Consider the following 19,057-nt stretch of genomic DNA (forward strand, 5'->3'; position numbering starts at 1 on the left):
CGCGCCGCAACGTTTCCATCCCCGTCGCACGTCCTTCTCCAAGGAGACACGCAATGAGCTACGTCCCGCCCCCGCCGCCGGTCTCGTCGCAGCCGCAGGTCCATGGCCCGGTCCCCAACCACCTGGCCTGGGCGATCATCTCCACCGTGCTGGCCACCTGCCTGTGCTGCCCGCTGGGCCTGGTCGGCATCGTCGCGATCGTGTTCTCCTCCAAGGTCAACACCCTGCTCAACCAGGGCGACTTCGAGGGTGCGCGCCGCGCCTCGGCCAACGCCAAGACCTGGTGCTGGGTCGCCACCGCGCTGGCGATCATCGGCCTGCTGATGAACGTCTACTTCTTCAGCACCGGCGGCATGGCCGAGTACCAGCAGATGATGGAACAGATCCAGCAGGCGCAGTAAACCGCGCATGGCCCTTTCGCGTCCGCTGCGGATCGCGGCGCTGGCGTCGGCCGCAGTGGCGGCCGGCGCCGGGGTGTGGCTGCTGCGCACGTACGATCCGAACGTTGCCGGCAGCCCGTTCCCGCCGTGCATGTTCCGCGCCTTCACCGGTTGTTACTGCATCGGCTGCGGCCTGACCCGCGCCCTGCACGCGCTGGTCCATGGCGACCTGCAGCGGGCCCTGTCGATGAACCCGCTGGCGGTTTTGTTGATGCCGCTGATGCCGTTGATGGCCGCCTGGTCCGGCGGCTGGCAGCCGCGGTGGCTGGCGCCGCTGATGAAGGTATTGCTGGAGCCCAGGCTGTGGCTGTGGCTGCTGCCGGGGTACTGGATCGCGCGCAACCTGCCCTGGTTCCCGTTCAACCTGCTCGCGCCGGGCTGAGGCGGGCCGGGACTGCACGGCGCGGCCGCAGGAGAGAGGCGTGCCTCAGCCGACCCAGCCGGCGATGACCAGCAAGGCCAGCAGCGCCAGCCACAGCAGCAGCATGCGCCAGACCAGGCTCATCGCGTCGCGCAGCTCGGGCAGCTCGCCCGGGATCACCGGATAGCCCTCGCGGCGGTAGTCCTCCGCTTCCTCGGCCAGCTCGCCCGAAACCGCCGCCCGCGCCGCCGCTTCCAGGAAACCGCTGTCGGCCTGCGCCCGGTTGCCACCGGCCGCGCGCCAGGCCCGGAACACCCGGTCGAAATCGCCGGCCAGGGCCAGGGCCAGGGTCATCAGCTGCGCCACCGGCCATTCCAGCCACCGCAGCAGGCGGCGGGCGCCGGCCGCGTTCTCCGCCGGCAGCAGGGCGGCATCGGCGGCCACCGCGCGCTCGCACAGCCGGTACAGCACCGCCCCGGCCGGGCCCAGCAGCAGGAACCAGAACAGCACCGCGAACCAGCGCCGCAGGGCGCTGCGGGCGACGGTGCCGGCCAGCGCCGGGCCCTCGGCCACCGCCTGCCCCGCCTCCGGCGCCAGCAGGTCCAAGCGCGCGCGGCGAGTCGCCGGATCGGAGGCGTCCAGCGCCGCTTCCACGTCCACGTCCAGGTCGCGCGGGCCCCAGGTCCAGACCAGCACCAGCACCCCGTACAGCAGGCCCAACAGGCCGAGCAGGGGCGCGGCCAGCAGCAGCTGCAGCAGCAGCGCCAGCAGCACCGGCGGCAGCAGGGCCAGCCAGAGGCCGTAGCGGCCGCGCCAGAAACCGCCGTCGCCGGCCTGCAGGCCCAGCCACTCCAGCACCTGCCGGTACCAGCGGAACCGGCGCAGCGAGCCGACCAGCGCCGGGGCGACATGGCCCAGCGCCAGCGCGGCGATGACGGCGACCAGGGTTGTGAACATGGGCCCTCCCTCTGCCGGGGATTCTAGCCACTGCCCGGCGCGCGGGGCGCTAAAGCGACGTGAGTCCGTCGACGCCGCGGGCGTACCAGTGCTCGATCAGGGCCCGGGCGATGGAGATCGGCGGCGCCAGCAGAGGGCCGTCGGCCGCGTGCTCGTCGCGCGCCAGGGCCTGGCCGACCTCGTCGCGGGTGAACCAGCGCGCGGCCTCCAGCTCGCCGTCCACGCGCGGCTCGTCGGCTTCGGCCAGGGCGTGGAAGCCGAGCATCAGCGCGCCCGGGAACGGCCACGGCTGTGCTCCCAGGTAGCGGCAGGCGCGGACCCGCACCCCGGTCTCCTCGTGTACCTCGCGGACCACGGTCTGCTCGGGCGTCTCGCCCGGCTCGACGAAGCCGGCCAGCACCGACCAGCGCCGCGGCGCCCAGCTCGCCTGCCGGCCCAGCAGCAGGCGCTCGCCGTCGCCCACGGCCACGATCACCGCCGGGTCCACCCGCGGATAGTGATCCGCGCCGCAGCCTTCGCAGTGGCCGACGTAGCCGGCGCGAAGGAACTCGATCCGGCCGCCGCAGGCGCCGCAATGGCGGTTGCGCGCGTGCCAGTACAGCATCCCGCGTGCATGGGCGAAGGCCGCCGCCTGCGAGGCGGGCCAGTGCGCGGCCGCGCGGCGCAGGTCGATCCACTGCGGCGGCGCGGGCAGGGCCAGGGTGGCCGCCTCGAGCGCGAACCAGGCCTGGCCGTCACGGTCCAGGCCCAGCAGCACCGCCAGGCCCGGCCCCGGCCCGAGTTCGTCGCCGCGCAGGGTCAGGGCCAGGCCGTCGGCGCCGGCCGCGGCACGGCCCTCGGCGTCGAGCACCATCACCCGCGCGCCGCTCCAGGCCACGCGCAGGGCGTCGGCATCGGCGCGCAGGGCGTCGGCGCGGTCCAGGCCGGGATCGACGAAGGCGAAGCCGGCCAGCACGGGCGCGGCGGACGGGGATGCGGATGCGTTCACGGCCGCTCCGGACGCCGGCGGCTCAGACGGTGAAACTGCTGCCGCAGCCGCAGGTGGTCTTGGCGTTGGGGTTGCGGATCACGAACTGGGCCCCGCTCAGGCCCTCGCTGTAGTCCACCTCGGCGCCCATCAGATATTGCAGGCTCAGCGGGTCGACCAGCAGGGTGACGCCGTCGGTGGCGACCGCCAGGTCGTCGTCGGCCCGGTTCTCGTCGAACTCGAAGCCGTACTGGAAGCCGGAGCAGCCGCCGCCCTGGATGTACACGCGCAGGGCCAGGTCGGCATTGCCTTCCTCGGCGATCAGTTCGCGCACCTTGGCCGCGGCCGCATGGCTGAAGCGCAGCGGCTGGTCGAGTTGCTGGTAGCTGGGGGCGGCGGTCGGAAGCGGGATCATGCGGATGTCATGGGGGCGGAAGCGGCGCGGATCAAGCCTTGGCCGCGGCGGACGCGCGCGCGCCGGCCGGCCCGGCGGCATCGGGTGCCGGCAGCGCCTTGGCCTGGGCCTGGGCGTGCACCAGGCGACCGGTCAGCTGGGCGCCGGCGCTCATCTCCACCACCGCGTAGTGGACGTTGCCCTGGACCCGGGCCTTGGGCGCCAGTTCGATCCGCTCGCTGGCGTGCACGTCGCCGGTGAGTTCGCCGTTGATCACCACCACCGGGGCGTGGATCTCGCCCTCGATCACGCCGTTCTCCGACAGGATCAGGCTGGCGGGCTTGCCGGCCGCGGCCTGGACCTTGCCCACGATCCGGCCTTCCACGTACAGGCCGCCGCTGAATTCCAGGTCGCCGCGGACCACCACGTCCGGGCCGATCAGGGTGTCGATGGCGAAGCCGTCGCGCTGGGTGGACTTGCCCTTGAACATGCTCACTTGCCCTCCCCGCCGGCGGCGGGCTTCCAGTCGAATGTCTGTTCCACGTTCCCCCCGTTGCCACGCAGCGAGACTCGCACATGCTGCGGGGTGAAATCCTTGGGCAGCATCACGCTGCCGCCCAGTTCCTGGAAATAGCGGAACGAATAGGCCTGGCCGGCGGCGTCGGCGCGCTGGTGCAGTTCGTTCCAGCCGATGCTGGCCAGCTTGCCGGCGCGCACACCCTCCACCGAGAAGCGCAGCTGGCCCTGGCTGATCGCGCCGCGGTTGAGGTTCTGGGTCAGCACCGCGCGGTAGCGCCAGGTGCCGGCCTCCTCGGGCGCGAACTCGATCGAGTGCACGTTCAGGCCCTTGCGCTGGGTGGTGGCGCCGACCAGGCGCTCGTAGAAGGCCACGTCCGCGCGCAGCCCGGCGATCTCCTCGTCGCGCTCAGCCAGCGAGGACTGCAGCTCGCCGTTGGCGGCGCGGCTGATCTGGTCCGAGCGCTGCAGGGTGACCAGGCGCTGGTTCAGTTCGTCGACCTGGCCTTGCAGCTGGGCGGTCGAACGCCCGGCGGCGCGCAGCCCGGCCTGGGCCTGGCCGAGGCCGGGGGCGGCCAGCCAGGTCGCCAGCAGCCACGCGCCGGCCAGGCTCAGCAGCCAGGCCACGGCGATGGCCGCGATCCAGCCGCGGCTGGGCACGGCGTTGCGCGGAACGATGCGGAAGCGGGGCGCGGGATCTGTCATCGGCGGGCGGCAGACCGTTTCTGCCTATACTGCGGACCAGGCCGGGTCGGCTAGTGTAACCGCCGCGGCCGGCACCATCGCCGCGCGCAGCGACGCCCTGGGAGACCCGCGCCATGACCGAAGCGCACCTGTTCGTGATCGGCCTGCTGCTGGCCTGGATGGCCGGCATCCGCGCCTACCTGACCGTGTTCGGGGTCGGCCTGGCCGGGCTGCTGGGCTGGGTGGAGTTGCCGCCCGCGCTGCAGGCGACCCAGTCGTGGTGGGTGCTGGGCACCTCCGGGGCGCTGGCCCTGGCCGAATTCTTCGCCGACAAGATCCCCGGGGTCGATTCGGTCTGGGACCTTTTGCAGACCCTGGCCCGGGTCCCGGCCGGTGCCTTCCTCGCCGCCGCCGCGCTCTCGCCCGACGGCCAGCTGGGTGCCGGCGCGCTGGCGGTCGGGGCCGGCGCGGCGCTGACCAGCCACGCGCTCAAGTCCGGCGCCCGCGCCCTGCTCAACACCTCGCCCGAGCCGGCCAGCAACTGGGCCGCCTCGGTGGCCGAGGACACGCTCGTGGTCGGCGGCCTGGCCCTGGCGATGGCCCACCCGTGGATCGCCCTGGTCGTGGTGGTCGGTTCCAGCCTGCTCGGCGCCCTGCTGATCTGGTGGATCTGGCGGACCCTGGCCCGCGGGGTGCGGCGCCTGTTCGCGCCGGCCGGCGACCGCGCGGACGCGTCGCCCACGTAAGCTTGTCCGGATGAGCGCAGTTGGTCACATAATGCGGTCCCACCAGGGGGGAAGACTGATGGCCGTTAGAGATTCCGCGCCGACGCCGGAGGAACCGGCCGCGCGCCAGCGGGTGCGCGCCGAGACCCCGCCGCCGCACTACTGGCGGCGCTGGACCCAGGATGCCGCCGAAGCGGCCGAGGCCAAGGCCGCCGCCGCTCCGGGCGAAAGTCCGGCACCGGCGGCTTCCGCGCCTGCCGCCACGGCGGCCGCGGCCACGCCCGGCGACCCCGGCACCGGCCAGGACGAAGCCCCCTACCGGGTCCTGATCGTCGAGGACGACCGCGCCCAGGCCCTGTTCGCGCAGAGCGTGCTGCACGGCGCCGGGATGCAGGCCGAGGTGCAGATGCAGCCGGACGGCGTGATCGAGGCGATCGGCCGCTTCCAGCCGGACCTGATCCTGATGGACCTGCACATGCCCGGCCTGGACGGCATGCGCCTGACCACCCTGATCCGGCAGCAGGCCGGGTTGCCGCTGCTGCCGATCGTGTTCCTCAGCGGCGATCCGGACCCGGAGCGCCAGTTCGAGGTGCTGGAGAGCGGCGCCGACGACTTCCTGACCAAGCCGATCCGTCCGCGCCACCTGATCGCCGCGGTCTCCAACCGGATCCAGCGCACCCGCGCCCAGCTGCGCCTGGCCGCCGCGTCCGCGCCGGCGCCGATGCGCAGCCATCCGGAGACCGGCCTGTCCACCCGCGCCTGGCTGCTGCAGCAGATCGACGCGACCCTGGCCGGCGACCGCCGCGGCGGCCTGTACTTCATCGAGATCGCCAGCGCCTTGAGCCTGCGCGAACGCTACGGCTACGCCGCGTTCGAGCGGCTGATGGCCGAGGCCGGGCGCCGGCTGGCGCAGATCGTGGCCCCGGCGCCGCTGGCCCGCCTGAACGACAACAGCTTCCTGGCCCTGGCCCTGGAGACCGCGGAAGCCGCCCTGGAAGTCGAGGCCGCCGCCATCCGCAACCGCCTCGCCGACGAGGTGTTCCTGGTCCGCGACGAGGAACGGGTGCAACTGCGCAGCGCGATCGGCTACACCGCCCTGTCCCTGGACTTCGAGGACGCGGGCACCGCGCTGGAGGCCACCGAGCGCAGCGCCCTGCAGGCGCGCCTGCGCGCCGAGGGCGTGGCCGCCTACGTGCCGCCCAGCGACCACGAGGCCCAGGAGCGCCTGGCCCTGCTCGAAGGCCAGATCGAACTGGCCTACCAGCCGATCGTCTCGGTCGCCGGCAACGACCAGGCCCAGTACCAGGTGCTTCTGCGCCTGCGCCAGGCCGACGGCACCCTGCTCTCGGCCGGCCAGGTGATCCCGGCGGCGGAGGCCAGCGGCCGCATCGCCGACCTCGACCAGCAGGTAATGGAGCACGCGCTCAACCTGATCGCCCAGCGCGCCGCGCAGGGCACGCCGCTGCGCCTGTTCGTCAGCCAGTCGCCGCGCACCCTGGCGCGCGAGGCCTTCGCCGAGTGGCTGCTGCAGGCGATCGCCGAGCGCGGGATCGACGGCACCTCGGTGGTGATCGACCTGCGCCTGGCCGACGCCCTGATCCACAGCGTCACCCTGACCGAGTTCTGCCGCCGGCTGATGCCGGCCGGGGTGCAGTTCTGCCTGGGCCAGTTCGAACCCGGCGACGAGGCCGACGCCCTGCTCGGGCAGATGTCGCTGGGTTACGTGCGCATGGCCGGGCGCTTCGCCGGCGCGCACGCCGACAACGCCCTGCGCGACCAGCTGCGCACGGTGATCGACGCCGCCCACCGCCAGGGCCTGCAGGTGATCGGCCAGCAGATCGAGGATCCGCAGGCGGCCGCGGCGATGTGGGTGGCCGGGATCGACTTCGTCCAGGGCAACCTGGTGCATTCGGTCGGCAGCGACCTGGACTTCGACTTCCAGAACGCGGTCCTGTAGCGCATGGCCACGCACGGGCAAGGCAACGTCTGGCCCGGGGTCAACGCCGCCGCGGTGACCGCGACCCTGGTCGCCCTGGGCCTGGCCCACGCCGGCTTCGAAGGCCCATGGCTGGCGATCGCCGCCGGCCTGGCCCTGCTGTCGATGGCCGCCGCCTGGGTCGCGGTGGCCGCCGCCCGGGGCCAGGTCCGGGCGCTGGAGGACGCGCAGTCGCGCGCGGCCACCGCCGAGCACGAGCGCAACCAGCTGCAGCGCGACGTCAGCCGCCACGACCAGCTCGAGCAGCAGCTGGTCCAGGCCAAGCAGGCCGCCGAGGCCGCGGCCCTGGCCAAGGGCGAGTTCCTGGCCACCATGAGCCACGAGATCCGCACCCCGCTCAACGGCATCATCCCGATGCTGGACCTGGTCGCGCGCGGCAACCTGGCGCCGGAGCAGCGCGAGATGCTGCGCACCGCGCACGAGTCCTCCTTGCAGCTGCTGCGGATCGTCGACGACATCCTCGACTACTCCAAGCTGGAGGCCAACCGGCTGGAGCTGGAGATCACCAGCTTCAACCTGCGCGAGCTGCTGGAAGCGGTGCTTCTGCTGATGCAGCGCCCGGCCGAGAGCAAGGGCCTGCGCCTGGAGCTGCAGATCGACCCGAACGTGCGCCTGCCGGTGCGCGGCGATCCGGTGCGCCTGCGCCAGGTGCTGACCAACCTGATCGGCAACGCGGTCAAGTTCACCGAGCGCGGCGGGATCGCGCTGTCGGTGCGGCGGCTGGGCGAGACCCCGGTCCAGCACCAGCTGCGGATCGAGGTGCGTGACACCGGCATCGGCATCGGCCACGAGCAGCAGGCGCGGCTGTTCCGCGCCTTCAGCCAGGCCGACGCCTCCACCACCCGCCTGTACGGCGGCACCGGCCTGGGCCTGGCGATCTGCAAGCGCATCGTCGACCTGATGGGCGGCCGCATCGGGGTCCAGTCCGAACCGGGCCAGGGCTCCACCTTCTGGTTCGAGATCCCCTTGCTGAAGGTGATCGGCGACGTGCAGACGCGCCCCGGCGCGCAGGACGGATCGCGCCGGATCCTGGTGGTCACGCCCGACCTGCGCCTGCGCCAGCGCATGGCCCTGTTGCTGCCCAACTGGGGCATTACCGTCAGCATCGTGGAGACCACCCAGGAGGCGCTGGAACGGCTGCGCGGCCAGACCGCGCCGGGCCAGGCCGCCGGCTATGCCGCGGTGATCGCCGACCATGACGGCCTGCGCCACAGCGCGCGCGCGCTGCATCGCGCCCTCACCCGGACCGCCGCCTACGCCGACGTGCGCCTGCTGTGGCTGTACGGCGAGGAGGAGATCGCCGACGAACTGCGCGAGCGCGCGGCCCTGCTGCCGCGCCTGGCCCCGGATGCCGACCTGCGCGGCAGCCTGCTGCCGGCGCCGCCGGTCGTGGTGGAGGAAGCGCCGGTGGCGGCGCCGGCGGACGACACGGACGACGCCCCTGCCCCGCCCCTGGCCGGACCGCCGCCGCGCCTTTTGCTGGTCGAGGACAACCCGGTGAACATGCTGGTGGCGCAGAAGCTGCTGGCCGTGCTCGGCTACGAATGCGACACCGCGCCCAACGGCGAGGTCGCGCTGGCGCACATGGCCGGCGGCGACTACGACCTGGTCCTGATGGACTGCCAGATGCCGGTGCTGGACGGTTATTCGGCCACCCGCCGCTGGCGCGCGCACGAAACCGGGAACGCGCCCGGCCGACGCCTGCCGATCGTGGCCATGACCGCCAACGCCATGGCCGGCGACCGCCAGCGCTGCCTGGACGCGGGCATGGACGACTACCTCTCCAAGCCGGTGGCGCGCGAACAGCTCGACGCCTGCCTGCGGCGCTGGCTGCAGGCGGCGCGGCCGGCGCGCGTGCACCAAGCCGTGCCTGCCCGCGGCACGGCGGAACCGGCCCCGGCCCGGGACCTGCCGGTGGCCACCGCCGGCCTGGCGGCCGCCGCGGCCCAGGCCGCCGGCATCCCGGTGTTCCCATCGTCGCCGGCCACCGGCCCGGAGCGGCACCCCGCGACCGAGCCCGCCCGCGCACAGCCCCCCGTCGACCCGGCCGCCGCCCAGTCGCCACCGGCGCCGGTGCTGGACCTGGCCACCCTGGACGAACTGCGCGAGATCGCCGGTCCCGAGGCGCTGGCCATCGTCTCGCTGTTCCTGGACGACGCGCCGCGGCTGGTGCGGCAGATGGAGCGGGCCTCGGCTACTCCGGACCTGGACGCGATGCGCGAGGCCGCGCACGCGCTCAAGTCCTCCAGCGCCAATGTCGGCGCCCTGGCCCTGTCGGCGGCGGCCAAGCGGATCGAACTGGGCGCTCGCGCCCATGCCCTGGACCGGCCCGCGGTCGCGGTGGCCCTGCTGATCGCCGAGTTCGCCCGCGCCCGCGTCGCCCTGCAGGGCTGGATGTCGGCCAATGCCGCCGGGGCTCAGTCCTCGAGCTTGCTCAACAGGTAGTTGGGCTCGCCGATCCGCTCGATCAGGTCCAGCTGGGTCTCCAGCCAGTCCACGTGCTCCTCCTCCGAATCGAGGATCTTCACGAACAGCTGGCGGCTGACGTAGTCGCCGATCGAGTCGGCGTAGGCGATCGCCTCGCGCAGCAGCGGGATGCCGTCCATCTCCAGCGCCAGGTCGCACTGCAGCAGCTCGCGCGGGTTCTCGCCGATGCGCAGCTTGCCCAGCGCCTGGAAGTTCGGCAGGCCCTCGAGGAACAGGATCCGCTCCGACAGCCAGTCGGCGTGGCGCATCTCGTCGATTGATTCCTTGTACTCGTGCTCGGCCAGTTCCTTCAGGCCCCAGTTCTTCAGCATCTTGGCGTGCAGGAAGTACTGGTTGATCGCGGTCAGCTCGTTGTAGAGCGCCTTGTTGAGGTATTCGATGACCTTGGCGTCGCCCTTCATGGCACGGCTCCGGCTGCGGAAGACCGGCGCACTCTAGCGCTTCGCCGACGGAGGCGAAGTAACGCGAATCGTGATCATTGCCGCCTGCGGACGGCGGACGTGGAAAGCAGCCTCAGGCCGCGGCGGCCAGGATCGGTAGGGGCAGCTCGGCGCGCATCTCGGCGACCATCGCCGCCGCCATGTCCAGGCAGGAACCGCAGCTCGCGCCGCAGCCGGTGCGCATGGTCAGCTCGGACACGCTGGCGCAGCCGTTGTCGACGGCTTCGCGGATGTGGCGGTCGGTGACACCGTTGCAGATGCAGACGTACACGGCAGGAAGGCGGATCGGGAGAATGCCGCCATTTCACTACGGATGAGAAAGGGTGTCAATTGAGAACGACATTCATCCGGGGCAAAACCGGCCGCCATGGTTCAGGCGGATGAACGCCGCCCTCCGGACGGGCGCGGGCGCTTGCGCGGACGCTCGTGCCCGGCCGCGGCGCTGCCCGGCAGCCAGGCCTCCTGGGCCCGGGCCGGCATCTGCCGGACCAGCGCCCCGATGCCCTCGGCCAGCGGCGCCAGGTGGCGCAAGGCGCGGGCGTAGACCCCGCGCTTGAAGGTCACCACGTGCTCGACCGGGTACCAGAAGTCGACCCAGCGCCAGTGGTCGAATTCCGGGGTCTCGGTCAGGTCGAAGCGCACCAGCGACTCGTCGCCGACCAGCCGCAGCAGGAACCAGACCTGCTTCTGGCCGATGCACACCGGGCCCTCCCCGCCACGGCGGATCGCCCGCCCGGGCAGGCGGTAGCGCAGCCATCCGGGGGTGGCCCCGAGCAGTTCCACATGCTCGGGCAGCAGCCCGGTCTCCTCGCGCAGCTCGCGGTACATGGCCTCGACCGGAGTCTCGTCGCTGTTCATCCCGCCCTGCGGAAACTGCCAGCCGTCCCGGCGCACCCTGCGCGCCCAGAACACCTGTCCGTCCCCGCGCATGAGCACGATGCCGACGTTCGGCCTGTATCCGTCCGGATCGATCACGATGCGGACTCCAGAAAATTCGACTGCCCCGACTCTGCCATGGCCCCGGCGGGCCGACAAGCGCCGATTGACACGGCGCCCGGGAACGTGAAAAATCCGCGGTTCTCCGCGTGGCTATGTAGCTCAGCCGGTTAGAGCACAGCACTCATAATGCTGGGGTCGGTGGTTCGAGTCCACCCATAGCCACCACGCGGTAGTACAGGCAAGTCCAACTAAGGCCGGAAAGCCCAGAAAAACCAAGGCTTCCGGCCTTTTTTGTGCCCGACGTAGTCCGAGGGAATCCATTGCAAGCCGGCGGTAAGGGGCGGTAACTTTGACGGTAAGCGACCTACCGCCAAAACTGTTACCGCCAAGGCCGTTTTCGCATGCCTCTGACCGACACCGCGATTCGCAAAACAAAACCTGAACAGAAGCCGCTTAAATTGCGCGACGGCGGCGGTCTCTACCTGATTCTCAGGCCCGATGGCGCGCGCTGGTGGCGATTGGACTACCGCCGTCCGGTCTCCGGGAAGCGAAATACGCTCAGCCTGGGGACCTATCCCGATACAAGCCTCGCGGAGGCGCGCACTGAGCGGGATCTTGCTCGTAAACAACTGGCCAAGGGGATCGATCCAGGGGAACACCGGAAGGCCGAGCAGTCGGCGGGGATCGAGCGAGCGGCAAACAGCTTTGAGGTCATCGCACGCGAATGGCTGGCCGTAAAGGCTCATGGCTGGACCGACAGCCACCACGCCAAGCAGCGGATGCGTCTTGAAGGCCATGTCTTTCCCTGGATCGGCAAGAAGCCAATCGCAGAAGTAGGTGTGTCCGATCTTCGCCCCCTACTCGGCCGTATGGTTGAGCGCAGTCATCATGAACAAGCTCACCGGGTCATGGCGGCCATAAGCAGCGTATTCAAATACGCAGTGGCTACCGAGCGCGCCGAGCGCAATCCGGCTGCGGACTTGGGTGCTGCCCTACCGTCACGCAGGAAGCGCAGCTTTCCAACCATCACCGACCCGAAGCTCGTGGGGGGACTTCTGCGAGCCATGGACGGATATCGCGGTGAGGCCGTAACGGCGGCGGCACTGAAGTTGGCACCGATGACCTTTGTGCGTCCGGGCGAATTGCGCGGCGCACGCTGGGCTGAGTTCGACCTGGACCATCCAGAAGGCGCGCGCTGGGTCATCCCTCCCGGCCGCAGGAAGCTGCCCAAGGCCGAAAAAGAGAATCCGAGCGCCGAGCCGCATGTGGTACCGCTTGCGGAGCAGGCCGTAGCCATCCTCCGAGACCTACAGCCACTAACCGGACACAGGGAGTACGTCTTTCCCGGAGTCCGTGATCCCAAGCGCTGTATGTCAGAAAACACCGTGAACGCGGCCTTGAGAAACCTTGGCTACGATGGCGACACCATTGTCGGCCACGGCTTCCGCCATATGGCCTCCACACTACTCAATGAGCTCGGATTCAACCCCGACGCGATTGAGCGCCAACTCGCCCACAAGGGACAAGGTGTGCGAGCGATCTATAACCTTGCAAAGCATCTCCCCGAGCGCAAGAAGATGATGCAGGCTTGGGCGGACTACCTGGACGCATGCAAGGCAATGGGAACTGACGGGCAATTGGCTTCCAAAGCGGCTTGATTGTCTGCATTAGCAAGTCCGCTAACGGCCTTGGATTCAACCGATCGACGCAACAGTTTGTCGGTATCGCTCTGCCGGTGTCTCGTAGCCCAGCGTCTTGCGTGGCCGTTCGTTGAGCTGGCGTGCCACGGCATCCAGCTTGGCTTGGGAGACATCGGCCAGATTGATGCCCTTGGGGAAGGGCTGCCGCAGTAGGCCGTTGGTGTTCTCGTTGGTTCCGCGCTGCCAGGGATGATGCGGGTCGCAGAAGTAGACCTGAATGTCGGTGGCCAGGGGGAAGCGACGGTGCGCCGCCATTTCCTTGCCTCGATCCCAGGTTAGTGATCGGTACAGCTGCTTCGGCAGGCGGCGTGCGTTCTTGATCAGTGCATTGACCACGGTCTCGGTGTCCTTGCCTGCCACCTTCACCAGCATCAGGTAGCGAGTCTGTCGCTTCACCAGCGTGGCGATCTGACTATTCCGATCACCGAACAACAGGTCGCCTTGCCAGTGTCCCGGCACGGCCCGATCTTCGGCGCTGACCGGCCGTTCGCTGATCGAGACAGTGTCGGTGATCCGACCGTGGCTCTCTGTCTTCTGGGTGTGATGTCGTGAACGACGCATCGCCCGCGTGCGCCTGAGGTGCGCGAGCAACTCCTGTTTCAGGGCTCCGCGCGACTGGATGTAGAGCGTGCGATAGATCGTCTCGTGGGACACCTGACGGCTCGCATCCTCGGAATAGGTGCGTTTGAGCCAGCCGGCCACCTGCTCAGGCGACCATTGCCGCTGGATCTTCTCTGCCACACGAGCGGCCAAGGCTCGATGCAGCGCCAGCTTACAGGGCTTGGGGCGCCGCGTCCGGTCCCAGGCGGCATGGTCGGCCTGGCTGGCTCGATAGCCTTCAGCGCCTTCGTTGCGCCCGATCTCGCGACTGATCGCGGAAGGCGCCCGCCCCAGTGACGCGGCGATCATGCGGATCGCTCGTCCCGCCGCCGGCCCACGGGAGGTCTCTTCGCGCTCTGCCAGGCTCAGCACCCTCGGAGATCGCCGCCTCACTGGCGGACGAATGCCGCCCTGCTCGGCCAGGATGTTCCGGACTGAGCTGTGGTGCTGATCGAACAGCGAAGCGATCTGGTGCAGCGACTCGCCCTGCTGCCAGCGATCCCACATCAGTGCCTTCTGGGCATCGGTGTAGTAGATCCTCTTCCTGCGCTTCGTCCGCAACACTCCTGCTGCCTTTGCAGCTATCCGTGTGTTACGTTGATCATATGAATCCGCGGCCGGAAGCTGACATCAACATGGGGCTAGTTGCCCGAAGGTAGATCGAGCCGCGCGCACAGCCCTGATTGGCGATTCGTGAGCGTCACTGTTCCGCCGTAGTTCCCAGCGATATCTTCGACGATAGCCAGTCCCAAGCCATTGCCCGGTTCGCGTTCATCGAGACGCACGCCTCGGCCCAAGACGTGCTCAAGCTTTTCAGTCGGCAACCCGGGGCCATCGTCAGCGACATCAATCACGACGCGGCCTTCGCTTTGGGTGACAGCTACATTGATGGTCGACGCAGCCCACTTGCACGCATTATCCATGAGGTTGCCGAGAATCTCTTCCAGATCCTCCTTGGCGCCGGCAAAGACTGCTGTCTCGCTACCGTGAACACTGATCACGAGCTGGCGGTCGCGATAAGCGCTTCGCATCAGCGCAGACAGTGCCATGGCAACCTGATGGACCTTTGTGCGTTGATGCATGTCCGCGGTGGCGCCCACGGCAAGATAGCGTTCGATGCTGGCATGCATCCGGCGGGATTGCTCACGCAGGACGACGCGCCATTGGCGATCGTCTCCTTCGCTTTCCGCGACGAGGATCGACAATGGCGTCTTCAGGGCATGTGCGAGATCCGCGGCGCTGTTGCGTGCCCTGACCACCATGCGGCTGTGGTAATCCAGCAACTCGTTGAGATGACGCGCCAACGGCCGCACCTCGCTGGGCAAGCCTTCGGTGGGGAAACGGGCGTCCTCGCCTGCACGAACACGGGCCGCGGTCTCTCCAAGCTTGTCCAAGGGACGTAGTCCGAAATGGATCTGCGTGATGAGCACCGCCAGCCACAGCGCGGTCAGCACCGCCAATGCCACCGCCGTGTGCCGCCGGAAGTCCGCTACATCCTGTGCTACGCGACCACGATCGACGGCCACGACGAATACGAGCGGACCCTGGGCGCGAGGGAGCTGAACCTGGCGAACCAGCCCGCGAAGCGGTTGCTGCATGGGTCCGTTCAAATCGAAAGCATGCGAAGCTCCATCTTTGCTCTCCGCCGGAAACGCCAGCGTGTAGTCCCATAGCGAGCGCGACTGCAGTAAGGCAACGCCCTGCCCATCGAAGATCTGCCAGTACGTGCCCGAGAACACGCGGTCATAGCGAAGGTCGTCAGGTACGTGGCGCATCTGGAGGCGGCCATCATCGCCGGACTCGGTCAGCGCAAGCAGCGAGATAAGATCGTCGTCCAGCTGTCGATCAAGCGAGTCGCGAGCGGCATCAGCGAACATGCTGCTGAGCATCCAGGTCGCGGCGAACGACACCAGCAGCACGCCCAGCGCGCCTGCCATCAGCAGACGACGGCGTAACGAGAAACCGGGGCCGGTCACGGAGTTTCCGAAAGCCGGTAGCCGAGCCCACGCAGCGTGTGGATCAGGTCGACGCCTAGCTTGCGGCGGAGTCGGCCGATCAACACGTCCAGCGTATTGGAGTCCGGGTCGAAGCCCGCTTCATAGACATGCTCGCCCAGTTGCGACCTGCTGATCACCTTGTCGGCGTGATGCATGAAGTAGCTCAGGATCCGGAACTCCTGCGCTGTCAGCCGCAGGGGGCTGCCGTTGAGCTCGATCCGGCTGGCATTGGTGTCCAACCGGAGGGGACCGCACGTGAGGCAAGGGTGCGCATGCCCCGCACTGCGCCGGATCAGTGCGCGCAGGCGGAGCACCAGCTCGTCGGCGTGAAAGGGCTTGGTGAGGAAGTCATCGGCTCCGGCGTCAAAGCCGGCCAGCTTGTCATGCCAGCGCGAACGCGCCGTCAGCACCAGCACCGGCAGGGATTTCCCGGCCTTGCGCCACCGCTCCAGTACGCTCAGACCATCCAGGCCGGGCAGGCCCAGGTCGAGCACCGCCGCCTCGAAGTCCTCGATATGGGCCGCCTCCTCCGCATCGGTGCCGTCCGTGCAGTGGCGTACAAGGAAGCCAGCCTCCTCCAGCGTCATGCGGATGCGGCCCGCAAGGGTCACGTCATCTTCGGCTAGCAGGATGCGCATCAGTCATCGACTTCGATCTTGAGCAGGCGACCAGTCACGGCGTCGTACTCCAGTTCCATCACCACGCCATCCGGGCCGAGGATCTCGATCTCGTACTCGTCGTCCTCGAGCTCGACCTCCACCAGTTTCCCTGGGTAGCGCCGCATGGCATCGGCCATGACCTGCTCGAGCGGGACATAGCGCCGTTCACTCACAGCTTCGCGCACCTCAGACTGCTGGGATGCGGATGTAGGGTCCTGCTGGGTCCCCGGCGAGGCCAAGGCAAGGAAGAGCAACGGGGTGGCGGCAAGCACGGTGATCATGACGTTGCAGGGGCTCGGAATTATGGCCAATAGCAATGGCCAGTGATATCGCTTCCGCCTAAACGGTACCTAACAACGCGCATCACCCGGCGATTAGGAGCGGGGAGGAGATTGCAATGCATCAGCCCAACGGGCATTCCTCCCCCAAGGACGTACCTAGTGAAACCATTGTTGCTTACCGTTGCACTCTTCTCCCTGTCCCAGGCGGCTATGGCGGCCGATGGACCCGAGCAGCGCTTCGCTGCCACGCTGGGCTACTCCGCCCATCAACTCGGTGGCGACAATCCCGTGCCCGTCCAACTGGGGAATGCCTACCCGCCGGGGACGGATGTGGAGACCAGCGATGACGGCAGCAGCGCATCACTGGGTCTGACCTGGTATCTCACGCGCAACGTCGCGCTGGAGCTGTGGGGCGCCAGCGGTGCCGACGGCGACGTGGAGATCGATGTAGAGAACGGCCCGGACATCGGTGTCGCCAGCTACAAGACGCGTCCGATCGCACTGAGTGCCCAGTACCACTTTGTCGACGCCGCCCAGATTGTCGGTGCGCGAATCACGCCCTTCGTCGGGCTGGGATACCACCATACCGAAATCAGCGACGTGCGTAGCAACGCAGCACTACCCAGCTACGCGGGCTTGACGATAGAAAGTGGAAATGGACTGGCGGCATCAGCGGGTGTGGACGTGGCACTGGGGCAGCGCTGGTTCGTTCGTGGCGATGTTCGCTATCTGCGCTGGAGCAGCGAGTCCAAGGTCGGCGGACAGCCGTTGGCAGACAGCGACATGGATGCCGTCATCTACGGCGCGAGTGTCGGCATGCGCTTCTGAGTGTGTTGCATCGCGCGCCGCCCCGGCGGCGCGCTCCCCTTCGTACCTTCTGGAGAAGCTCCATGAAATACAAGCTCGCAGCTATTGCCTTGATGGTCGCCATGGGCGGCAGTGCCCACGCGTGGCAGGTCAACACTGGCGGTTATACAGGCCCGGGCGTCGCGGTGACGCGCGTTGCCGACGCGAAAGAGTCCGGCGACGACGTCCATGTGCGCTTGCGCGGCACGATTCGTCAGCACCTGGGTGGCGACCGTTACATCTTCGCCGACGCAACGGGCAGCATCCACGTCGACATTGATGCGGACCTGTGGATGGGCCAGACCGTGGGTCCCAAGGATGAGGTCGAGCTGGAAGGCGAAGTGGACAAGGACTGGACGTCGATCGAGATCGACGTGGACCGTATCCGGAAGATGTAGCAATCCCGTATCTGCACCTACTGCTAGCCGGAGGCCGACGTCGCATGCCTGACGTCGGCCTTCGAACAGAGAGATGAATGCACTTGCATCGACCCAGCTGCCCGCTTGCCCGCCCGCTTGCGAGGGCTGCGCGCTGCTGCCTTCTATGTGGCAATGACCATCATTCATCAGTCGAGGGCCTTGAGCGGCGCCGATGCGGTTCCCTCCAGGTCACCTGGTATCGTCAGGGTGCCTTCTTGCCGAAGCCAGTCACCAGAGGCAGTCTGCTTGCTTGAAATTTCCAGCAAGCATGAGGACACCCGTGGCAGCTAAACCTCGCATCGCTCTTATTATCGGCTCGACCCGGCCCAGCCGCTTTGCCGACACGCCAGCCCAATGGATGTTGAAGCAAGCACAAGCTCGGGATGATATGGACGTGGAACTAATTGACCTCCGTGACCACCCCTTGCCCTTCTTCGATGAGGTCTCATCCAACCTCTACGTGCCCAGCCAGAACCCGGAAGCGATCCGTTGGCAGCAGAAGGTAGGCCAGTACGATGGCTATATCTTTGTCGTCGCTGAATACAATCACTCGATCACCGGCGTACTCAAGAATGCGCTTGATCAGGCCTACAACGAATGGGTTCGCAAGCCATTCACTGCCATTGCCTATGGCGGTACGGGTGGAGCACGAGCTCTGGAGCACTTGCGCGGCATTGGTATCGAGCTGCAGATGGTCTCGACCAAGTCAGCTGTCCATATCGGCGGCGGCGACTTCTTCTCGATCCATCCCTTCATGGGGAATCAGCCAATCGAAACCATCGAGGCAAATTTGACCGCGTCCGCGACTGCGGCACTCGATGAACTCGCTTGGTGGGCGAAAGCAACGATGGCAGCACGCTGAATCACCGCCTGAAGCCCAGATTCCACATGATGTTCTTGCTGGAACAGTAATCACATGACCAAAGTCATCGCAATCTTCGGGGCCGGCACCGGTCTTGCTGCGTCTGTGGCGCGACAGTACGGCCGGAATGGTTACGCCGTCGCGCTGGTGGCACGCAACGCCGACAAGCTACGGTCTCTCGCCGATTCTTTCAGCTCCGACGGCATCGAAACCGATACATTCATTGCAGACGTGTCGGAGTCCGGCGCCGTCGAAGACGCCATTTCGGCAATCCGTGGAAAATTTGGACGGATCGACGCTATCTATTACGCCCCAAATGGGCTGGACTCCTTCACGCCCGCAAACCAGTTGACTCCAAAGATCCTCCAGCCGTTGATTGACCTGTATTTTTACGGCCTTCTGAATGTTGTCAGTGCGGTCCTGCCCGAATTTCGTGCCCGAGGCGAAGGCGTCATTCTTTCAGCCTTTGGAGGGTCCGCTCAGTCTGGCTTTGCGTTCATGAGCGGCATAGGGCCGGCGATGTCGGCGGCCAGGAATTATCTCCAGTCGCTCCAACGTGAGCTCGTTTCGGAGAACATTGGCGTCGGCTTCGTAACGATTACCGCGATTGTTCAGAACAGCGCCTATCATCAAGGCATGTTAGCTGCAGGTGGCAAGACTGGCCTGCCGGATGACATGGCCTTCCCCGTGGTTGATCCCGATCATCTTGCCGCCCTGCTAGACGACGCTCTGAGGGATCCCTCACGCGTCGAAGCCAGCTATCCGGCGACCTGATCGAGAAAGGCCA

The 19,057-nt window shown here is 68.0% G+C and carries 22 protein-coding genes and 1 tRNA gene; 11 read left to right on the forward strand and 12 right to left on the reverse strand.

The annotated features are described in order from the left end of the window. The first annotated feature begins 53 nt into the window (after window positions 1-53). Complete coding sequence (locus CSC62_RS08555) at window positions 54-401, forward strand: CD225/dispanin family protein (RefSeq protein ID WP_162405764.1); 348 nt, start codon at window positions 54-56, stop codon at window positions 399-401. A gap of 7 nt (window positions 402-408) precedes the next feature. Beyond that, entirely contained in the window at window positions 409-822 is a 414-nt protein-coding gene (locus CSC62_RS08560) for a DUF2752 domain-containing protein (protein WP_162405765.1), read from the forward strand. A 45-nt stretch (window positions 823-867) separates the two neighbouring features. Here CSC62_RS08560 and CSC62_RS08565 read toward each other — a convergent pair whose 3' ends face one another. Genes CSC62_RS08565 through CSC62_RS08585 form a run of 5 tightly spaced genes read right to left on the reverse strand, consistent with a single transcriptional unit; the run spans window position 868 to window position 4,340 of the window. Next, the gene (locus CSC62_RS08565; RefSeq protein ID WP_162405766.1) at window positions 868-1,758 is read right to left on the reverse strand and encodes a hypothetical protein; all 891 of its coding nucleotides are present in this window, start codon (window positions 1,756-1,758) and stop codon (window positions 868-870) included. A 49-nt stretch (window positions 1,759-1,807) separates the two neighbouring features. Continuing rightward, the gene (gene nudC, locus CSC62_RS08570) at window positions 1,808-2,746 is read right to left on the reverse strand and encodes an NAD(+) diphosphatase (protein WP_246194299.1); all 939 of its coding nucleotides are present in this window, start codon (window positions 2,744-2,746) and stop codon (window positions 1,808-1,810) included. Window positions 2,747-2,768: 22 nt separating this feature from the next. Continuing rightward, window positions 2,769-3,140, reverse strand: coding sequence for an iron-sulfur cluster insertion protein ErpA (erpA, locus tag CSC62_RS08575; protein WP_162405767.1), 372 nt, complete (start codon window positions 3,138-3,140; stop codon window positions 2,769-2,771). A 31-nt stretch (window positions 3,141-3,171) separates the two neighbouring features. After that, window positions 3,172-3,609, reverse strand: coding sequence for a bactofilin family protein (locus tag CSC62_RS08580; protein ID WP_162405833.1), 438 nt, complete (start codon window positions 3,607-3,609; stop codon window positions 3,172-3,174). A 2-nt stretch (window positions 3,610-3,611) separates the two neighbouring features. Continuing rightward, complete coding sequence (locus CSC62_RS08585; RefSeq protein WP_162405768.1) at window positions 3,612-4,340, reverse strand: DUF6776 family protein; 729 nt, start codon at window positions 4,338-4,340, stop codon at window positions 3,612-3,614. A gap of 113 nt (window positions 4,341-4,453) precedes the next feature. Between CSC62_RS08585 and CSC62_RS08590 the strand changes: the two genes are divergently transcribed. The 3 genes from CSC62_RS08590 to CSC62_RS08600 are packed head-to-tail and all read left to right on the forward strand — an operon-like array spanning window position 4,454 to window position 9,485. Further along, entirely contained in the window at window positions 4,454-5,065 is a 612-nt protein-coding gene (locus CSC62_RS08590; protein WP_162405769.1) for a DUF4126 domain-containing protein, read from the forward strand. Between the two features lie 58 nt (window positions 5,066-5,123). Then, window positions 5,124-7,001 (forward strand): EAL domain-containing protein, encoded by a 1,878-nt coding sequence (locus tag CSC62_RS08595; RefSeq protein ID WP_162405770.1) that lies wholly within the window; start codon window positions 5,124-5,126, stop codon window positions 6,999-7,001. A 3-nt stretch (window positions 7,002-7,004) separates the two neighbouring features. After that, the gene (locus CSC62_RS08600) at window positions 7,005-9,485 is read left to right on the forward strand and encodes a hybrid sensor histidine kinase/response regulator (protein ID WP_162405771.1); all 2,481 of its coding nucleotides are present in this window, start codon (window positions 7,005-7,007) and stop codon (window positions 9,483-9,485) included. On the opposite strand, the gene bfr is transcribed toward CSC62_RS08600, so the two are convergent. The 3 genes from bfr to CSC62_RS08615 all read right to left on the reverse strand — a co-directional run bounded on the left by bfr (window position 9,458) and on the right by CSC62_RS08615 (window position 10,942). Next, window positions 9,458-9,928, reverse strand: a complete 471-nt coding sequence (gene bfr / locus CSC62_RS08605) for a bacterioferritin (RefSeq protein ID WP_162405772.1) — start codon at window positions 9,926-9,928, stop codon at window positions 9,458-9,460. The two genes, CSC62_RS08600 and bfr, sit on opposite strands and share 28 nt — an antisense overlap. 112 nt (window positions 9,929-10,040) lie before the next feature. After that, a complete protein-coding gene (locus CSC62_RS08610; RefSeq protein ID WP_162405773.1) occupies window positions 10,041-10,238 on the reverse strand; it encodes a (2Fe-2S)-binding protein in 198 nt (65 codons plus the stop codon). Between the two features lie 101 nt (window positions 10,239-10,339). Next, window positions 10,340-10,942 (reverse strand): RNA pyrophosphohydrolase, encoded by a 603-nt coding sequence (locus tag CSC62_RS08615; RefSeq protein ID WP_162405774.1) that lies wholly within the window; start codon window positions 10,940-10,942, stop codon window positions 10,340-10,342. A 112-nt stretch (window positions 10,943-11,054) separates the two neighbouring features. Here CSC62_RS08615 and CSC62_RS08620 point away from each other — a divergent pair. Both CSC62_RS08620 and CSC62_RS08625 read left to right on the forward strand, forming a co-directional pair. Further along, a tRNA-Met gene (locus tag CSC62_RS08620) sits at window positions 11,055-11,131 on the forward strand. A 176-nt stretch (window positions 11,132-11,307) separates the two neighbouring features. Continuing rightward, entirely contained in the window at window positions 11,308-12,564 is a 1,257-nt protein-coding gene (locus CSC62_RS08625) for a tyrosine-type recombinase/integrase (protein ID WP_162405775.1), read from the forward strand. 36 nt (window positions 12,565-12,600) lie between these two features. Here CSC62_RS08625 and CSC62_RS08630 read toward each other — a convergent pair whose 3' ends face one another. The 4 genes from CSC62_RS08630 to CSC62_RS18170 form a co-directional block, all read right to left on the reverse strand. Continuing rightward, window positions 12,601-13,713, reverse strand: a complete 1,113-nt coding sequence (locus CSC62_RS08630; RefSeq protein ID WP_162405776.1) for an IS30 family transposase — start codon at window positions 13,711-13,713, stop codon at window positions 12,601-12,603. Between the two features lie 134 nt (window positions 13,714-13,847). Beyond that, on the reverse strand, window positions 13,848-15,143 hold the full coding sequence (locus CSC62_RS08635; protein WP_162405834.1) for an ATP-binding protein: 1,296 nt from the start codon (window positions 15,141-15,143) through the stop codon (window positions 13,848-13,850). A gap of 35 nt (window positions 15,144-15,178) precedes the next feature. After that, window positions 15,179-15,841: a response regulator transcription factor gene (locus tag CSC62_RS08640; protein WP_162405777.1), complete on the reverse strand. Its 663-nt coding sequence runs from the start codon at window positions 15,839-15,841 to the stop codon at window positions 15,179-15,181. Next, window positions 15,841-16,143, reverse strand: a complete 303-nt coding sequence (locus CSC62_RS18170; protein ID WP_162405778.1) for a PepSY domain-containing protein — start codon at window positions 16,141-16,143, stop codon at window positions 15,841-15,843. Before CSC62_RS18170 ends, CSC62_RS08640 begins: the two co-directional genes overlap by 1 nt. Window positions 16,144-16,302: 159 nt before the next feature. Between CSC62_RS18170 and CSC62_RS08650 the strand changes: the two genes are divergently transcribed. The 4 genes from CSC62_RS08650 to CSC62_RS08665 all read left to right on the forward strand — a co-directional run bounded on the left by CSC62_RS08650 (window position 16,303) and on the right by CSC62_RS08665 (window position 19,044). Then, on the forward strand, window positions 16,303-16,971 hold the full coding sequence (locus tag CSC62_RS08650) for an OmpW/AlkL family protein (protein WP_162405779.1): 669 nt from the start codon (window positions 16,303-16,305) through the stop codon (window positions 16,969-16,971). A 62-nt stretch (window positions 16,972-17,033) separates the two neighbouring features. Next, on the forward strand, window positions 17,034-17,387 hold the full coding sequence (locus tag CSC62_RS08655) for a NirD/YgiW/YdeI family stress tolerance protein (RefSeq protein WP_162405780.1): 354 nt from the start codon (window positions 17,034-17,036) through the stop codon (window positions 17,385-17,387). A 301-nt stretch (window positions 17,388-17,688) separates the two neighbouring features. Further along, the gene (locus tag CSC62_RS08660; protein ID WP_162405781.1) at window positions 17,689-18,270 is read left to right on the forward strand and encodes an NADPH-dependent FMN reductase; all 582 of its coding nucleotides are present in this window, start codon (window positions 17,689-17,691) and stop codon (window positions 18,268-18,270) included. Between the two features lie 54 nt (window positions 18,271-18,324). Continuing rightward, entirely contained in the window at window positions 18,325-19,044 is a 720-nt protein-coding gene (locus tag CSC62_RS08665; protein WP_162405782.1) for an SDR family NAD(P)-dependent oxidoreductase, read from the forward strand. The last annotated feature ends 13 nt before the right edge of the window (window positions 19,045-19,057 follow it).

The organism is Pseudoxanthomonas jiangsuensis, from assembly GCF_010093185.1.
In the GTDB taxonomy this organism is placed as follows: domain Bacteria; phylum Pseudomonadota; class Gammaproteobacteria; order Xanthomonadales; family Xanthomonadaceae; genus Pseudoxanthomonas; species Pseudoxanthomonas jiangsuensis.

Bases quoted from the DNA above. Each gene is read 5' to 3' on its own strand.
- CSC62_RS08555 (WP_162405764.1), top strand. From the start codon at position 54: ATGAGCTACGTCCCGCCCCCGCCGCCGGTCTCGTCGCAGCCGCAGGTC.
- CSC62_RS08560 (WP_162405765.1), top strand. From the start codon at position 409: ATGGCCCTTTCGCGTCCGCTGCGGATCGCGGCGCTGGCGTCGGCCGCA.
- CSC62_RS08565 (WP_162405766.1), bottom strand. From the start codon at position 1,758: ATGTTCACAACCCTGGTCGCCGTCATCGCCGCGCTGGCGCTGGGCCAT.
- erpA (WP_162405767.1), bottom strand. From the start codon at position 3,140: ATGATCCCGCTTCCGACCGCCGCCCCCAGCTACCAGCAACTCGACCAG.
- CSC62_RS08580 (WP_162405833.1), bottom strand. From the start codon at position 3,609: ATGTTCAAGGGCAAGTCCACCCAGCGCGACGGCTTCGCCATCGACACC.
- CSC62_RS08585 (WP_162405768.1), bottom strand. From the start codon at position 4,340: ATGACAGATCCCGCGCCCCGCTTCCGCATCGTTCCGCGCAACGCCGTG.
- CSC62_RS08590 (WP_162405769.1), top strand. From the start codon at position 4,454: ATGACCGAAGCGCACCTGTTCGTGATCGGCCTGCTGCTGGCCTGGATG.
- CSC62_RS08595 (WP_162405770.1), top strand. From the start codon at position 5,124: ATGGCCGTTAGAGATTCCGCGCCGACGCCGGAGGAACCGGCCGCGCGC.
- CSC62_RS08600 (WP_162405771.1), top strand. From the start codon at position 7,005: ATGGCCACGCACGGGCAAGGCAACGTCTGGCCCGGGGTCAACGCCGCC.
- bfr (WP_162405772.1), bottom strand. From the start codon at position 9,928: ATGAAGGGCGACGCCAAGGTCATCGAATACCTCAACAAGGCGCTCTAC.
- CSC62_RS08625 (WP_162405775.1), top strand. From the start codon at position 11,308: ATGCCTCTGACCGACACCGCGATTCGCAAAACAAAACCTGAACAGAAG.
- CSC62_RS08630 (WP_162405776.1), bottom strand. From the start codon at position 13,713: ATGTGGGATCGCTGGCAGCAGGGCGAGTCGCTGCACCAGATCGCTTCG.
- CSC62_RS08635 (WP_162405834.1), bottom strand. From the start codon at position 15,143: ATGGCAGGCGCGCTGGGCGTGCTGCTGGTGTCGTTCGCCGCGACCTGG.
- CSC62_RS08640 (WP_162405777.1), bottom strand. From the start codon at position 15,841: ATGCGCATCCTGCTAGCCGAAGATGACGTGACCCTTGCGGGCCGCATC.
- CSC62_RS18170 (WP_162405778.1), bottom strand. From the start codon at position 16,143: ATGATCACCGTGCTTGCCGCCACCCCGTTGCTCTTCCTTGCCTTGGCC.
- CSC62_RS08655 (WP_162405780.1), top strand. From the start codon at position 17,034: ATGAAATACAAGCTCGCAGCTATTGCCTTGATGGTCGCCATGGGCGGC.
- CSC62_RS08665 (WP_162405782.1), top strand. From the start codon at position 18,325: ATGACCAAAGTCATCGCAATCTTCGGGGCCGGCACCGGTCTTGCTGCG.